The organism is Pseudomonas marincola (assembly GCF_900116605.1).
GTDB classification, from domain to species: domain Bacteria; phylum Pseudomonadota; class Gammaproteobacteria; order Pseudomonadales; family Pseudomonadaceae; genus Aquipseudomonas; species Aquipseudomonas marincola.
This window is the reverse complement of sequence record NZ_FPBC01000020.1, coordinates 1-16,019: the sequence shown is the minus strand read 5'-3', so window position 1 is coordinate 16,019 and position 16,019 is coordinate 1. Positions and strand designations below refer to the sequence as shown.

The window sequence follows — 16,019 nt, the reverse complement described above, 5'->3', positions numbered from 1 at the left end:
TCCTAAACAATTTGCACCGCGATGCGATGGCAGGCGTTATTCAAATAGCCCTTGGGGTTCCAGCCGGGGACCAGCATCGGTTGCGATTTGCCCTCACTGTCGACTGCCCGCGCCCAAACCTCGTAATAGCCCTTTTCGGCAAAGCTCAGGTCGGCGCTCCAGTGCTGCCACGCCAGACGATTCGCCGGCGCTTCGAGTTTGGCCTTTTGCCAGGTTACGCCGAAGTCTGTGGATACATGCATTTCACTCACTTCAAGGTCGCCCGCCCATGCGTGACCACGTACCTGCAACGTTTTATCGAGTGGTTGGCTGATTCCGGATTTGGGGAAGGTGATCAGCGACTTCACCGGCATCGAGTGAATAATCTGCATGTCTTCAGGCGGCACTTCGCTGCCGGGCGCCACCGGGTATTTCGGCACGCTGTAAGACGGCGCTGCCATTTTGTTGCCATCGTGAACCTTGTTGCGCACCACAATCTTTTTCAGCCACTTGCCCGATGTCGAGGCAGGCCAGCCGCCGCAGACCAGTCGCAATGGCTGGCCGTTGAGATAAGGGATTGCCTGATCGTTCATTGCCCAGGCAATCAGGGTTTCATCCTCCAACGCCTTGGACATGGGCACGCCGCGCGATATGGCATGTTTGCTCGGGTCGCCACTTGGGTGTAAATCGGCGCCGTAATAGCCGATATACACCGCATCCTTCTTGATCCCGCAGGCTTCAAGAACGTCACGCAAGCGCACGCCGGTGAAGGTTGGGCAGCCGACGGCGCCCACTGTCCATTGGTTGCCGCTGGCAGCAGGCACAAACTCGCTGCGGCCGTTGCCACCGCACTCAATCACCAGTTGATAGGTGTAGTGCTTGAAGCGCGACTGTAAATCGGCAATCGAGAAGGTGGTCGGCGTAACGCAGGACTCGCCAGCAATTTCCAGCGTCCAGTTGGCGGCATCCAGCTCTTTGGGTGCCGGCACAATACCGTTGTTGCGGACAAACATATGCCGCGCCGGGGTGATTGCATCATCCAATAAGTGGGCCGGTGTTTCGGCGTTCAGCGGTCGGTCGTTAAGCACCTTGAGGCCATCTTTGCCCTCAATGCTGAACGGCTCCTCAGCATGTGCCAGACCGGCGGGGATCATGCCCAGCGGCAAGTAACGGGCGAAAGGAATACTTGCTCCCAAGGCGGAGGCCATCGCCAGCAAGCTGCTGCGTTTGAGAAATCCGCGGCGATCAGACTCAGGTTCGCGGTCCCACAATAGCTTCTCTGCTTTCAACGGATCTTCGGCATATAACGCGTGAATGCCACGTTCGGTCGGCTTAACCTCTTTCGACATGCTCGGCCTCTCTTGGTTTTTATTGTCATTGGCAGCGGCGAAATCTATCGGGCGCTGTACTTTGCAGTCTGACAATGACCACCAGATGCGCCATGCACAACGGCCAGATAGTTGAATGGTTGTGGTCCAGATGCTCGCTAGTGGTTTGATCGGCGCGCGCTTTTTTGTAAGGTGGCGCCACTTCATACTCTCGGCTTTGCGCGGGCGGCTTATGCATTACCAGAATATTCTGTTTGACCTCGATGGCACACTCACCGACCCGCGTGAGGGCATCACCCGTTCGGTGCAGTTCGCCCTGGCGCGACTGGGAATTGATGAGCCGGATTTACAGGCGCTTGAACACTTTATCGGCCCGCCGCTGCTGCAGTGCTTTATGCAGACCTACGCGATGGACGAGGCCCGTGGCTGGCAGGCGGTGAACTTCTATCGGGAGCGGTTTGCCGATGTCGGGCTGTATGAGAATCAGGTGTTTGCCGGTATCAGCGAGCTTTTGCACATGCTTGAGGCGCAGCAGCGAACCCTGTACATCGCGACCAGCAAACCCACAGTGTTTGCCAGCAAGATCGCCGAACACTTCGATTTCTCGCGTCACTTCAAGGTGATCTACGGCAGTGAGTTGGACGGCACCCGCACAAATAAGGTCGAGTTGATTGCCCATCTATTGGCGTGCGAAGGCATCGCGCCCGAACGTTCGCTGATGATTGGCGACCGCAAGCACGACCTTATCGGCGGGCAGCAAAATGGCCTTGATGTGGCGGCGGTTGGCTACGGATTCGGCAGCCGTGAAGAGCTTGAAGCACAAGCCCCGAACTATAATTTCGAGTCGGTCATGCAGCTGCATCAGGCGTTTGCTGACTAGCCAGATGACGGCTGGTCAGTCGTTGCGCTGATAGATGATTTTCTGGGTGCCGCCATCGCAGCTCCCCACCACCATCGTCTCATCGCTGACCTCATCGTTAGGCACGATTTCCAGCGTGTAGCTGGCCACGCCGGCAGCCTGAATTTTTTCCTCAATCTCCTGCTTAAGCTCTTCGCAGGGTTTGACTGCGGCCAGCGCTGCGCTGCTGAGCAGGGTCAGGAGAATTACAGCGCTGCATTTTTGCATCGCGCGTTTCATGGTAATTGCCTCGCAAACATCGATTGATATTGTTTGGACACGGCGATTAGCCACTAGTTTTATCCACAGGGGTTTGTTTTGCAGGCATCTGTGAAATGCCAATGGCCGCCGATGCCGTACCCGCGCTCTGTTTGCAGATATCGTCAGCCCAACAACTACAGCTGCGGTCCGTCAGTGTCCTGTGCGCTCTGCGGCGCTGCGGTTTGTTGCAATTGCTCAAGCCGCGCCTTGCGTTCATCCGGAGTCAGGGCGCCTATTTTTGCAGCTTGTGAGTAGAACTTGGTCCAGTCGCCATTGGCTTGCTCGAACAACACGGCAAATGCTGTAACCCACTGGTCGTAGAGGCCGAATGGCAGCAGTTTGGCGTTGTTCATCGGCGCTTCAATCCAACTGTCGTAAGCGCCTGTGCCGCCCCATTGGCTGTCGCGTAGCGCGCGGTAGTTGCGGCGTAATTGTTCGAATTCGGCCTGTTTCCCAGCGCGCATCTGTTCGGGTGTCTGGCCGCTGGCGTAGAGCGTTTTCAGGCGTTCACGGCTGGCCAGCACCAACTCGGTAAATTCAGCGCGCTGCTTTAACACTTGCTGGTTTGGCGCCTGCGCAGCTGAATCCGGATGAGCTTGATGCCACTGCCGCCAGCCTTGTTGCTCGACGAATGTGGCGAAGGATTCGTTGAACGCCGTGTCGCCTGGCACATAGAGTTTTTGATGGGCTAATTCATGGAAGATAACCGCCACCAGCCGCTGATCACTCCAGCGCAGCATGGTGTTGAGAATCGGGTCATCGAACCAGCCCAGCGTCGAGTAGGCCTCGACCCCGCCCATGTACGTGTCGAGCCCCTGCAGTTGCAGCAGGGCTTTGGCGCCGCGTGCGCGATTCTGGTCATAGAAGCCGCGATACGCCACGCAGCCGGCAATGGGGAAACAATACAGCTCTGGCTCCAGCGAGAACTCGTGCGTTGCGAATACATTCCACACCACAAACGGCCGCTTTATATCGGCATACAGGCGATAACTGTTGTTGTCCGGCAATGCCAGTGCGCTGCTGGCGAAGTCGCGGGCCTGCTGTGAGAGGGCCAGGCGCTTACGTAACTGCGGATTTTGTGCCGGGTTGGCGACGATTTCGGCAACCGGCTCGCGGCTGCTGAGCAAGGCGTACTGGCCGCTGAGAAGCTGGCTGTAATAGTCGACGCTGCTGCAACCGCTCAGCGCCAAAGCCCCGAGCAGGGGAACCCAGCGCAGTGAGAGGCGGTCGAGTAGGGGTGATATGAATTTGGGCATGGCGGGACACTACTGCAATCGCAGGTGATTTCGCCAGCCTGACGCACTTTGCTCTGGAGTCTCTGTATGCGTGGTCCGTTACTGGTTGCGGGTGTGTTGTTGCTGAGTGGCTGTGCCCATATGTGGGCCTATGATTCCGAGCAGGCCTGGGTCGATTTGAGCACCAATCGCGATAATCGCCTGTTTGCTTATAAAGTCGACGATAAGCCGGTCGATGACTGGGAATATTTTCAGGTAACGCCTGGCCGCCATGAACTGGTTGCGCGCGTATTGTTCAAGGTCGATGGCAGCAATGTGGGCTCCAGCAGTTCCGCCTTGAGCCGGCGCTGCGAGGTGAAATTGGTCTACGCCGACTTTGCCAAGGGAGAGCGCTACCGTCTGGAAGCCGGAAATACCGGATTCCGCGCCTGGGCCAAACTTTATGATGAACATAACCAGGAGCTTGCCCGCGCCAAGGAAGGTCGTTGCGGATAACCCGGGCGCAGCCAGCTATGCTTGAGTGAGACTCTCTATTCAGGAGGCGTGACCATGCGCCGCATATCCATTGCCACCGGCCTGCTGGTTCTGGCCGGTTGTTCTTCACCGTTACCCGCACCTGATCCCGGCAAGGCCTGGGTTGAGCCTTTTGCCGTGGCCGGGGAGCTTTTGATGGCGGATAAGCTGGACGGTAAACGCTGGGACGATGGCCGCTATTTCGAGGTCAGCCCCGGCGCCCATGAGTTGATCTCGCGCTTTCAGTTCGAGGTCAATGGCGGCGGTGGTTACATGTCGGAACCGACTCAGGTGACCTGCGAAATTCGTGTGCGCTACGACAGCTTTGCCGCCGGCCAGCATTACCGGCTGGAGGCGCGTTCACTCATGCGCAGCGCGCAGGCATTTCTTTATGACGAACAGCGCAATGAGCTAGCCCGCGGTGAAGTTCTGCGTTGCGGTACGTTCTAGCCGCACTCAACGCCCGGGCATATTTTCCATGGCCGGGTTTCACCTGCGTTCGCAGTAGTCCTTGAGCGCCTTGAGTGACATCGCCCACTGGAAGTTGCAGAAGCCGAGGTAGCGATTCGATTCGTCCCAGCCGGCGTGGCGAAACTCCAGCATGGTTTTGTCGGCGTTGGCCGCCAGCTCAAAGACGATTCCGGTGCCAAACCAGGCCGATGCCGGGCTCGATTCTTCATGCTCGCTAACGCAGCGCCACAGTATGCGGCTGTTCGGTACAGACTCATCGACGGCCATTATCAGCACGTCGTGGCCTGCGCCCGGCTCGAATAACCATGCGGCCAGCTGTTCGTGTTCGCCGGCTTTGGGCGTGTCCCACCAACTGCCAATGCCCTCTATGGTTGAGAGTGCTTGGAAAACCCTGGCGGCGGGCGCGTTGATCATCAACTGATGGTAAAGGGTTGCCATGCTCAGACTCCTGACTGGGTTGGGTCACGTCGAATGGCTGGCCTCGCCCGGGGCGAGGCCTTTAAAGACCCTAGCGTAGCTGCGCGAGAATTTCGAATGAGCGCAGGCGATCGTCGAAGTTGTACAGGTCGCCGGTAAATATCAGCTCGTCAGCACCGGTTTGCTCCAGCAGCACATCAAGGCGGGCGCGCACTTTCTCCGGACCGCCAACCACTGCCATGCCCAGAAAATCTCCTACAGCGGCGCGTTCGTGCGGCAGCCACAGGCCTTCCATGCTGTCGACGGGCGGGCGCTGGACCAGGCTCTGGCCGCGAATCAGCGCCAGAATGCGCTGATAAACCGAGGTCACCAAATAATCTGCCTGCTCATCGGTATCGGCGGCAACCAGCGGCACCCCGAGCATTACGTAAGGCTTGTCGAGGGTGGCGGAGGGTTTGAAGTGATTGCGATAAACCCGGATCGCCTCGTGCATCATGCGCGGAGCAAAGTGCGAGGCGAACGCGTAAGGCAAACCTTTCATGCCGGCCAGTTGCGCACTGAACAGGCTCGAACCGAGCAGCCAGATCGGTACGTTGGTGTCTGCGCCCGGCATGGCGACGACGCGTTGATTGCGCGTGCGTGGGCCGAGATAACCTTGCAACTCTTCGACATCAGCCGGGAAATCATCGGCGCTGCCGGAACGCTCACGACGCAGTGCATGCGCGGTGTATTGGTCAGCGCCTGGCGCACGGCCCAGGCCCAGTTCAATGCGCCCTGGATATAAGGTGGCGAGTGTGCCGAACTGTTCGGCGATCACCAATGGCGCGTGGTTGGGCAGCATTACGCCGCCAGAGCCGAGGCGAATGGTCGAAGTGCCTGCCGCCAGATACCCGAGCAGTACAGCCGTGGCCGAACTGGCGATGCCATCCATGTAGTGGTGTTCAGCCACCCAGAATCGCTCGTAACCCAGCCGCTCGGCATGCTGAGCCAGCGCCAGTGAGTTATGCAGGGCCTGCTGCGGACCGCCGTCGTCACGAATCGGTGCGAGGTCGAGGATTGAAATCTTGGTCTTTGCTAATTCACTCATGAGCCCTGCCTATTCGGTTGCGCTAAGCGTTCGACACTTCGGTGCCGCGCTGCGGGAAAACATGCCTGAGTTAAATAGTGGGGTTTTATTTGCAGATTCCAAGGTGCGCGGGCAATGAGTCGTGATCAACGGCCCTTGGCGTCCAGCCAGCCTGTGGATAAAAGCGTGCACAGCCCAGTGATCAACCAATCGGTTGGAATTGCCGTGCGCGGCGAGGGGACGGTGTTTCGGGGAGCGGGGCGGCAGGTTGGCTGGCCGCCCCGTTTCACTCAGTCGAGCATGTCTTTGTAGCGATCATCTTTCTTGAACACCAGCGGCTGGCTGAAACCGGGGATGCTGATTTGTTCGGTGCCCAGTTCGATGTGGCTGTCATCGATCATGTCATTGCCGAAGTTGTAGATGATGTCGAGTTGGCCGAGCAGGGCATTGCGCTCATAGGTTTCGGCATTGCGGCGGGTCTGCTCGCGGCGTTCAACGTAATTGCCCCATGCCGCTTCGCCGTAGCGCTTGCGCAGCATGCGTTCGGCAACGTGTGGCGCGAGGATCACGCCGCTGGCGTTGTTGCCGCCAAAGCCCTTGGAATTGACGAAGCACACATCCATCGCCTGCTCGCCCAGCTGACGATCTTTGATGGCAATGCTCAGGTGTTGCTGGTGCACATCATCGGCCACTTTATCGATGGTTTTAATGCCGGGCAGCAGGCCGTACTTGAAGGTGCCGAGGGCCGAGATAACCTGATCGCCACTGGCGGTTGCCAGTGAGTGGCCGACGAATGCCTTGGCGGCGGTGATTGGCCAGCTTTCGATACCGAAGGTGGCGGCAATCCGGTTGAGTAGGTCGGATTCAGTGGTGCGGTTGGCTGGTGTGCTGGAGCCGTGGGCGTGGACGAAGCTGCGCGTGCGCACGGCCTCTGCGCCGAGAATCTGCGTGGCGCTGGCTACGGCCTTGGCCATGGTCAGATAATTACCCGGGCCAGGTGCTGAAATCGATTTCTTGAAGCCGTCTGCGTTGATAAATACATCCGGCACAGCGCCGTGAATGTCTGCGCCCAGCTCCATGGCCAGCTCGTCGTCCATCAGCATCACGTATTGGCATGATTCGGCCAGAGTGAAACCGCAGTTATGGCCGAACGGGCGGCTGGCGCGCTGGAAGTTGACGTCGTCGGTGCCTTCAATCTGGCGCAAGCCTTCCTCGGTCGCCAGTGCGCCCATGGCGCCATAACCCTCGATGCATTCCTGAGTGATCGGCGCCTCGCTGTTACCCACAAGCACCACGCGCGCCTTGCCGGACTGAATGTGCTCGATGCCTTTTTGCAGGTTATACAGGAAGGTTGCGCACGCGCCGGTAATACTGCCGGTGGTGCCGACACTGCCCAGCACGTAGGCGTTGATGAAGTCGGTGGGCATGCTGTTAAAGCCCAGCGGCAACTGCTTGGCCGTTACGCGCCCGCCCTTGAGGCGCGACTGCATGAGGCCGCCGTAACCGTTTTCGTCCAGCTGGCTCATGATGCTGCCAGAGAACACCGCCACTTCATCGGGCGCGACGTGCTTGAGGATGGTTTGCCAGTCGATGCCAGTCGAGCGCAGCGCATCGGTGGCGCCGACGACTGTCATGGCCAGGCCGCGCGGGTGGAAGCGGGCGTTGTAGAGTTCACTCGGCTCGAAACCTGTAGGCAATTGCCCGGCCGATTTCACCGGCAAGGCGCGGTAGCTGTCGATCTTGAAGTCGCAGCTGTCATACAGAGTAACCCGCACTTCGCTGGCGCTCAGGTCTTCCACTGTCCAGTCCGAGGGCAGCGGATCTGGCAACTGTTTGCGCAGGGTGATGAAGCTCAGCGGGTTGCCGGCAGTGGCGTCGATGGTGATGTTTTTTTGCCAGTGGGCCGCATCAACATCGAGGTATTTCTTGTCGATGCGGCGAACCAGTGTCGAGGCCAGAATCACTTGAGCGAATTGCTCGTCGATCTCGGCTAATGTCAGTTCGGTGCCTTCATGGGTCTGATACTGGCCGTCTACCACGCGCACCAGTTTCATCAGCACCGCGAGGCCTGCAAGGGTGGCCTGGCGGCTGGCCAGGTCGAGCGACTCGATTACCGTACGCCGGAAACCGTGGTGAAAAGAACTGCGGCCGGCTGCGTTATAACCACCAAAACCAACAATAACGGGTAAGCGAGACATCACGCGGTAACTCCTCAAATAAGTACACCAGGCGAGCGCAGATGAAGCGATTCAGCTCGTCTGGGGTGCAGCTGCAAGACTGTAACTAACACAGACTCACGCCGGTTTAACCGTTCGGATGCCTATGCTGACGCGAAGTATGACTTGGAAGTCACTGTTTCGACCAAGGTAGAGGATCAAATAAAGCCATGCAACTGATAGGGTTATGACCATAAGTTCAGCGTAATGGTGCGCAGGAGAATAAAAATGAACGCCATCAACCCTTACGAATACGGCATGCCGCGAGAAGCTGCGAACTTTCAGGCACTCAGCCCGCTGAGTTTTCTGGAGCGTGCGGCAAGTATTTATCCACAGCGAGTCGCACTGATTAATGGCCGCCAGCGGCAAACCTGGGGCGAAACATACACCCGCAGCGTTCGTCTGGCTTCAGCACTGGCCAAGCGCGGCATTGGCCTCGGCGATACCGTGGCGGTGATTGCACCGAATGGTATTGCGATGTTTGAAGCGCATTTTGGTGTGCCGATGTGCGGCGCGGTGATCAACGCGATCAACACCCGCCTGGATGCCGAAGCCATCGGCTTTATTCTCCAGCACGGCGAAGCCAAGGTGTTGATGGTGGATAAGGAGTTTGCCGAGGTCGCTCAACGGGCAACCAGTCACATGCCCAACCGCCCGCTGATTATTGGCATCGATGACGTTGAGTACGATGAGGGCCAGTTGATCGGCGAACTCGACTATGAAGCTTTTCTGGCCGAAGGCGATGCGGACTATGCATGGCAGCTGCCGGCGGATGAATGGCAAGCCATCGCGCTGAATTACACCTCGGGCACCACCGGCAATCCCAAAGGTGTGGTGTATCACCACCGTGGCGCGCACCTCAATGCGTTGTCCAATGCCATGTGCTGGGACATGACGCGCTTCCCGGTGTATTTGTGGACGCTGCCGATGTTCCACTGCAACGGCTGGTGTTTCCCTTGGGCGCTGGCAGCCTACGTTGGAACCAATGTGTGCCTGCGTCACGTGCGCGCCGAGGCGATTTTCCCAGCGCTGGCGGAGCATGAAGTCGATCATTTTTGTGGCGCGCCGATTGTCATGAACATGCTGGCCAACGCAACGCCTGAGCTTAAAGCGTTGAAAACCCGCCCGGTGAAAGTCATGACCGCGGGAGCGCCGCCACCCGCTGCGGTGATCGAGGCGATGGAGTCGCAGGGTTTTCAGGTCACCCACGTTTACGGCCTGACCGAAACATACGGGCCGAGTGTGGTGTGCGAGTGGCAGGATGAATGGGACAGCGAAGCGCCCGAGCAGCGTGCGCGTTACAAGTCGCGACAAGGCGTGCGTGCGCCATTGCTTGATGAGCTGATGGTCGCCGACCCGCAAACGCTGCAGCCGGTGCCGCGTGATGGCGAAACCATTGGCGAGATATTCATGCGCGGCAACGTGGTAATGAAGGGCTATCTGAAAAACCCGACCGCAACGGCTGAAGCCTTTGCCGGCGGCTGGTTTCATTCAGGTGATCTGGCCGTGTGGCATGCCGATGGCTATGTCGAGATCAAGGACCGCTCAAAAGACATCATCATTTCCGGCGGGGAAAATATCTCGTCCATCGAGATCGAGGATGTGCTCTATCGCCATCCGTACATTCTTGAAGCCGCCGTGGTGGCCATGCACAGCGAGCGCTGGGGTGAAACGCCGTGTGCGTTCGTGACCCTCAAGCCCGGCACTGAGTCGACCGAGGAGTCGGTCATCAAGTTTTGCCAGCATCACATGGCGCGCTTCAAAGTGCCTGGCAAAGTGGTGTTTTGCGAACTGCCGAAAACCTCGACTGGCAAGGTGCAGAAATTCGTCTTGCGTGAGCAGGCCAAAGCGCTGGCCTGAAACGCAACCAGCGCTGGGCGGTGATGGCCGCGCAGCGCTGGTTGGTTGACACTAGAACCCGGCTTCATGCCGAGCGCTTAGTGATAACGCACTTCCTTGCTATCGGTGCTGACCCGGGTGCCGCCAACGCCCTGAACGATGGCGTCAATCTGCGCCAGCGAACCAATAACGGCGGTCTTGCCAGTGTTGCGGGCAAACTCGCTGGCAGCCAACACTTTCGGCCCCATTGAGCCGGCAGCAAAGCCGAGCTTGTCGAGTTCATCCGGGCTGGCTTCGGCAATGGCTTTTTGCGTGGGCTTGCCCCAGTCAATAAAGGCTGCTTCCACGTCTGTGGCGATGACCAGCAAATCGGCTTCAAGTTGTTCGGCGAGCAGTGCCGAGCACAGGTCTTTGTCGATTACCGCTTCAACGCCTTGTAGCTTGCCGTCTTCACCGTACATGGTGGGAATGCCACCGCCGCCTGCACAGATCACCACCGCGCCTTTTTCGAGCAGCCATTTGGCCGGGCGGATTTCGAAAATCTGCTTAGGCCGTGGGCTGGGTACAACCCGGCGGAACTTGTCGCCATCGGGGGCAATGCTCCAGCCTTTTTCGGCCGCCAGCGCTTCGGCTTCTTCCTTCGAATAAACCGGGCCAATTGGCTTGGTCGGGTTCTTGAACGCCGGGTCTTTCGGGTCTACTTCAACTTGGGTAAGCAGGGTGGCGAATGGCACTTCGAACGGCAGCAGGTTGCCCAGCTCCTGTTCGATCATATAGCCGATCATGCCTTCTGTTTCTGCGCCCAGCACGTCCAGCGGGTAAGGGCTGGTGGCTTTGTAAGCAGCACCTTGGAGTGCCAGCAGGCCGACTTGCGGGCCGTTACCGTGGGCAATCACCAGCTCATTGCCGGGGGCAACTTTGGCGATTTGTTCGGTAGCGATACGGATGTTTTCACGTTGGTTGTCAGCCGTCATGGGTTCACCACGACGGAGCAGGGCGTTCCCGCCCAGAGCGACGACGATACGCATGCTAATACCTCCAAAAGGGATTCAGTGAAGCAACAACGCCGTGCAGGACGCACGGCGTTGCGGGCGGGCGCTTAGACGTCGCCGAGAGTTGAAACCAGAATGGCTTTGATGGTGTGCATGCGGTTTTCTGCTTGCTCAAACGCGATGCACGCAGGGGACTCGAAAACTTCTTCAGTCACTTCGATGCCGCCTGCCAGGTGCGGATACTTTTCGGCAACCTGCTTGCCGACTTTGGTATCGGTGTTGTGGAACGCAGGCAAGCAGTGCATGAACTTGGTCCGTGGAGTTCCGGTGGCCTTCATCATGTCGCTGTTGACCTGATAAGGCAGCAGCAGCTTGATGCGCTCGCCCCATGCCTCAACTGGCTCGCCCATCGACACCCAGACGTCGGTGTGGATGAAGTCGACGCCCTTGACGGCTTCTTTCGGGTCTTCGGTCAGAGTGATGCGTGCGCCACTGGCTTTGGCGAACTCTTCGCACTGCGCCACAAACTCAGGGTCTGGCATCAGCTCTTTAGGCGCGGCGATGCGCACATCCATCCCCAGCTTGGCGCCAACCAGCAGCAGCGAGTTACCCATGTTGTTGCGGGCGTCGCCCAGGTAGGCATAGCTGATGTCGTGCAGAGGCTTGTCGCAGTTCTCGCGCATGGTCAGCACGTCTGCCAGCATCTGGGTTGGGTGATACTCATCGGTGAGGCCGTTGAATACCGGTACGCCTGCATATTGGGCCAGGTCTTCAACGATTTCCTGACTGTAGCCGCGATACTCGATGGCGTCATACATACGGCCCAAAACGCGCGCCGTGTCTTTCATGGTTTCTTTGTGACCGATCTGCGAGGAGTTCGGGTCGATATAGGTGACATTTGCGCCTTGATCGTAGGCGGCCACTTCAAACGCACAGCGTGTGCGAGTGGAGGTCTTTTCAAAAATCAGCGCGATGTTTTTACGCTGCAGGTGCTGCTGCTCGGTGCCGGTGTATTTGGCACGCTTAAGGTCGCGAGACAGGTCGAGCAGATAGCGAAGTTCACGCTCAGTGTGATGAACAAGGCTGAGCAGGTTACGGTTGTGCATGTTAAAAGCCATGATTAAATCTCCATGAATTCAAGAATTTCAGGCCTACCAGTACAGCTTGTGGCTGGTTTGGCGAGTTGCGCCTCGTAAGCGCCTAACATTGCTTTTTAATAGTCGACCGGATCGCGCAGGATCGGGCAGGTCATGCAGTGGCCACCGCCACGGCCGCGACCGAGTTCACTGGCGCTGATGGTGACAACTTCAACACCGGCTTTGCGCAAAAGAGTGTTGGTGTAGGTGTTGCGGTCGTAGCCAACCACCACGCCAGGTTCGAGGCAGACCACGTTGTTGCCGTCGTCCCACTGCTCGCGTTCAGCTTCATAGCTGTCGCCGCCGGTTTGTACGACGCGCAGTTTTTTCAGGTTCAGTGAGTCGGCAACTACGTCGAGGAAAGATTTCTCTTCGCGGCGGATGTTCATGCCGGTCGGGCTGCTTTCATCCGGGCGCAGGGTGAAGGGCACAATCTGTGAAACCACTTCCGGGAAGATAGTGACAAGGTCACGGTCGCAGAAGCTGAACACGGTATCGAGGTGCATGGCTGCGCGTGATTTAGGCAAGCCGGCCACGATTACTTTCTCGGCAGCGCCTTTGGCGAACAGGTTCTGTGCGAGTTGGCCGATGGCCTGACGCGAGCTGCGCTCACCCATGCCGACCAATACTACGCCGTTACCGATTGGCATAACGTCGCCGCCTTCAAGGGTGGCCATACCGTGATCCAGATCTGGATCGCCGTACCACACTTCAAATTCCGCGTTGGTGAAGTCTGGGTGGAACTTGTAGATGGCGCTGGTCAGCAGAGTTTCCTGACGGCGCGCTGGCCAATACATTGGGTTGAGCGTAACGCCGCCGTAAATCCAGCAAGTGGTGTCACGGGTGAACTGGGTGTTGGGCAGTGGCGGCAGGATGAAGCTCGACTCGCCGATGAAATCGCCCAGCATGGTCAGTTCTTTGCTGGCGCCGAGTGCGTTGATCAGGTCGGTCACTGATACGCCGCCGATCAGATGCTCAGCCAGTGCGCGTGGATCAAGGCTGCGCATCCAGCTGGAAACTTCATCGGTCAGGCCGGTGCCAATCTGGTTGGCGGTCAGCTTGCGTTCGAGAATCCAGTCCATCGCGGCTGGGATCTTCAGTGTCTCGGTCAGCAGGTTGTGCATTTCCAGCACTTCGATGTTGCGCTCACGCATTTTGGTGACGAAGTCGAAGTGGTCACGCTTGGCCTGGCTTACCCAGATCACATCATCAAAAAGCAGCTCATCGCAGTTGTTTGGGGTGAGGCGCAAGTGCGCCAAACCGGGTGAGCAGACCATCACTTTGTGTAATTTACCAACTTCGGAGTGAACGCCTAATTTGACTTTGGACATGTCTTTTCTCCTTGCTATAAAGGCTATTAAAGGGTCAGGAAGCCGTCGTAGAGGCCGTAAGCGGCAAAGGCAGCGCCCAATACGGTGGCAACGACAATGACCTTTTCAATTGCAGTGAAGACTTGCAGGTTCTGTTCGCGCTTGGCTTTGGCGAACAGCAGCGCACCGGGTGCGTACAGCAGTGCAGATAACAGGATGTATTTGAAGCCGCCGGCATACAGCAACCAGATGGCGTAGATCAACGCGATGCCGCCGATGATCAGATCCTTCTTGCGGGCGCCGGGATCTTGCTCGTAGGTTTCACCTTTAACCCCGATCAACACGGCGTAGGCGGCCGACCAGAAGTAAGGGATAAGAATCATCGAAGTTGCCAGGTACAGCAGGCTGGTATAAGTGCTGGCGGCAAACAGGGTGATTATCAGGAACGCCTGGACCAGAATGTTGGTCAGCCACAGCGCATTGGTTGGCACACCTTTGGAGCTGATCTTCTTGAGGAAGTTGGGCATGGTGTGATCGCTCGCCGCAGCGTGCATGATCTCAGCGCACAACAGCACCCAGGAAAGCAGAGCACCGAGCAGAGAAATCACCAGACCAACACTGATCAGGATGGCGCCCCAGTGGCCTACTACGTGCTCAAGCACATAAGCCATTGAAGGGTTTTTCAGCTCAGCCAGTTCTGGCTGGCTCATGATGCCCATCGATAGTACGTTGACCATCACCAGCAGCAACAATGTACCGATGAAGCCAATAACGGTGGCCTTACCGACATCTGAGCGCTTTTCGGCACGGGCCGAATAAATGCTGGCGCCCTCAATACCGATGAACACCCACACGGTGACCAGCATCATGTTGCGCACCTGATCCATCACAGTGCCCAGATCGGTGTTGCCACGGCCCCAGAAGTCGGATGTGAAAATATCCATCTTGAAGGCTACGGCGGTGATCACCACAAACATGATCAGCGGGACGACCTTGGCCACGGTAGTGATCAAGTTGATGAAAGCCGCTTCCTTGATGCCGCGAAGTACCAAAAAGTGTACGGCCCAGAGCACCACTGATGCGCCGACGATCGCCGCAACCGTGTTGCCTTCACCGAACACCGGGAAGAAGTAGCCGAGGGTGCTGAACAGTAAAACGAAGTAGCTGACGTTTCCCAGCCAGGCACTGATCCAGTAACCCCAGGCGGATGAGAAACCCATGTAGTCGCCAAAGCCGGCTTTGGCGTAGGCATAAACCCCGGCATCGAGTTCTGGCTTTCGGTTAGCCAGCGTCTGGAATACAAAGGCCAGGGCTAGCATCCCGACAGCGGTAATGCCCCAGCCGATTAAAACGGCACCGGCGCCGGCACTGGCCGCCATATTTTGCGGGAGAGAGAAGATTCCTCCCCCGATCATTGAGCCTACAACCAGCGCAATCAGTGCGCCGAGGCGAAGTTTTTGGGTGGGTTCTGACATAATCGTTCTCCCTGCGACAAAATGTTTCTTGCAACTATTAGGCGCTCTGATTAATGACAGCGTGTTGACTTAAGTCAGTTCAAATCAACTAAACAACTAGTTCTTTGGTCAGTGGTTTGTTTTTTTGTTTTCTGAGTTGAAAACGATAGAAGCTGTAGGACTTATCGCAAGTTGCGGGCATGAAAAAGCCCGGCGCAGAGGCCGGGCTTGGGATTTTCCTAGATGAATCAGTGGCTTAAATTTTGAATCTAATTCTTACAGCGGCATCCTTTTTTGCACTTGCTCAGGTAATGCCCTGCCGTTGGTTTCCGGCAGGGCATTAGCATGCGCTGTCAAGCGGTCAGTTCATGCCCAGCCAGTTCGGCAGCGCCATTGAAACAGCCGGGATGTAGGTGATCACCATCAAGAATCCGAGCAGCAGCATCAGCCAAGGCCAGGCGGCGCGGATAACCTGAGTCAGCGGCATACCGGTCACCGCTGAGGTTACGAACAGGTTCAGGCCCACCGGCGGGGTTATCAATCCGATCTCCATGTTGACCACCATGATGATGCCCAGATGGATCGGGTCGATGCCCAGCTCCACCGCAATCGGAAACAGGATCGGCGCCAGGATCAGGATGATCGCCGAAGGCTCCATGAACGCACCGGCTATCAACAGCACGATGTTCACCACCAGCAGGAACTGCCACGGCTGCAGGCCGGCTTCGATCACCCACGCGGTGATGGTCTGCGGGATTTGCTCGGTGGTCAGTACGTGAGCAAACAGCATGGCGTTGGCAATGATGAACATCAGCATGATGGTCAGCTTGCCGGAGTCGAGCAGCACTTTCGGGCATTCGCGGAAGGTCAGGTCTTTATAGACAAACAGCGCGACAAAGCCTGC

15 protein-coding genes are annotated in these 16,019 nt (G+C 57.6%); 4 read left to right on the top strand and 11 right to left on the bottom strand.

Annotated elements, in window-relative coordinates; genetic code table 11:
- Positions 1–2 precede the first annotated feature (2 nt).
- The gene (locus tag BM395_RS21620) at positions 3–1,328 is read right to left on the bottom strand and encodes a sulfite oxidase (RefSeq protein WP_090515602.1); all 1,326 of its coding nucleotides are present in this window, start codon (positions 1,326–1,328) and stop codon (positions 3–5) included.
- 211 nt (positions 1,329–1,539) lie between these two features.
- Between BM395_RS21620 and BM395_RS21615 the strand changes: the two genes are divergently transcribed.
- Complete coding sequence (locus tag BM395_RS21615) at positions 1,540–2,187, top strand: HAD family hydrolase (protein WP_090515600.1); 648 nt, start codon at positions 1,540–1,542, stop codon at positions 2,185–2,187.
- A 15-nt stretch (positions 2,188–2,202) separates the two neighbouring features.
- Here BM395_RS21615 and BM395_RS21610 read toward each other — a convergent pair whose 3' ends face one another.
- Positions 2,203–2,433, bottom strand: a complete 231-nt coding sequence (locus BM395_RS21610; RefSeq protein WP_069902376.1) for a DUF1161 domain-containing protein — start codon at positions 2,431–2,433, stop codon at positions 2,203–2,205.
- Between the two features lie 167 nt (positions 2,434–2,600).
- Positions 2,601–3,722 carry an aminopeptidase gene (locus tag BM395_RS21605; RefSeq protein WP_090515598.1) on the bottom strand — a complete coding sequence of 374 codons (1,122 nt, stop codon included), beginning with the start codon at positions 3,720–3,722 and terminating at the stop codon, positions 2,601–2,603.
- Between the two features lie 66 nt (positions 3,723–3,788).
- On the opposite strand from BM395_RS21605, the gene BM395_RS21600 reads away from it, so the two are divergent.
- Positions 3,789–4,196: a PA0061/PA0062 family lipoprotein gene (locus BM395_RS21600; protein ID WP_090515595.1), complete on the top strand. Its 408-nt coding sequence runs from the start codon at positions 3,789–3,791 to the stop codon at positions 4,194–4,196.
- A gap of 54 nt (positions 4,197–4,250) precedes the next feature.
- Positions 4,251–4,664: a PA0061/PA0062 family lipoprotein gene (locus BM395_RS21595; RefSeq protein ID WP_090515593.1), complete on the top strand. Its 414-nt coding sequence runs from the start codon at positions 4,251–4,253 to the stop codon at positions 4,662–4,664.
- Positions 4,665–4,703: 39 nt separating this feature from the next.
- Here the strand turns inward: BM395_RS21595 and BM395_RS21590 are convergent, their stop codons facing one another.
- The 3 genes from BM395_RS21590 to BM395_RS21580 all read right to left on the bottom strand — a co-directional run bounded on the left by BM395_RS21590 (position 4,704) and on the right by BM395_RS21580 (position 8,366).
- A complete protein-coding gene (locus BM395_RS21590) occupies positions 4,704–5,123 on the bottom strand; it encodes an SRPBCC family protein (protein WP_090515591.1) in 420 nt (139 codons plus the stop codon).
- Positions 5,124–5,193: 70 nt separating this feature from the next.
- On the bottom strand, positions 5,194–6,189 hold the full coding sequence (locus tag BM395_RS21585) for an LLM class flavin-dependent oxidoreductase (RefSeq protein WP_090515589.1): 996 nt from the start codon (positions 6,187–6,189) through the stop codon (positions 5,194–5,196).
- A gap of 269 nt (positions 6,190–6,458) precedes the next feature.
- Positions 6,459–8,366, bottom strand: coding sequence for a beta-ketoacyl synthase (locus tag BM395_RS21580; protein WP_069902382.1), 1,908 nt, complete (start codon positions 8,364–8,366; stop codon positions 6,459–6,461).
- A gap of 255 nt (positions 8,367–8,621) precedes the next feature.
- On the opposite strand from BM395_RS21580, the gene BM395_RS21575 reads away from it, so the two are divergent.
- The gene (locus BM395_RS21575) at positions 8,622–10,244 is read left to right on the top strand and encodes an acyl-CoA synthetase (protein ID WP_425287663.1); all 1,623 of its coding nucleotides are present in this window, start codon (positions 8,622–8,624) and stop codon (positions 10,242–10,244) included.
- Positions 10,245–10,321: 77 nt separating this feature from the next.
- Here BM395_RS21575 and arcC read toward each other — a convergent pair whose 3' ends face one another.
- The 5 genes from arcC to BM395_RS21550 form a co-directional block, all read right to left on the bottom strand.
- Positions 10,322–11,251, bottom strand: a complete 930-nt coding sequence (gene arcC, locus BM395_RS21570; RefSeq protein ID WP_069902384.1) for a carbamate kinase — start codon at positions 11,249–11,251, stop codon at positions 10,322–10,324.
- A 71-nt stretch (positions 11,252–11,322) separates the two neighbouring features.
- A complete protein-coding gene (locus tag BM395_RS21565) occupies positions 11,323–12,333 on the bottom strand; it encodes an ornithine carbamoyltransferase (RefSeq protein ID WP_090515585.1) in 1,011 nt (336 codons plus the stop codon).
- 95 nt (positions 12,334–12,428) lie between these two features.
- The gene (gene arcA, locus BM395_RS21560; RefSeq protein ID WP_069902386.1) at positions 12,429–13,682 is read right to left on the bottom strand and encodes an arginine deiminase; all 1,254 of its coding nucleotides are present in this window, start codon (positions 13,680–13,682) and stop codon (positions 12,429–12,431) included.
- 26 nt (positions 13,683–13,708) lie between these two features.
- Entirely contained in the window at positions 13,709–15,136 is a 1,428-nt protein-coding gene (gene arcD, locus BM395_RS21555) for an arginine-ornithine antiporter (RefSeq protein WP_069902387.1), read from the bottom strand.
- A 340-nt stretch (positions 15,137–15,476) separates the two neighbouring features.
- On the bottom strand, positions 15,477–16,019 hold a 543-nt coding region (locus BM395_RS21550), incomplete at its 5' end, for a TRAP transporter large permease subunit (RefSeq protein WP_141124122.1).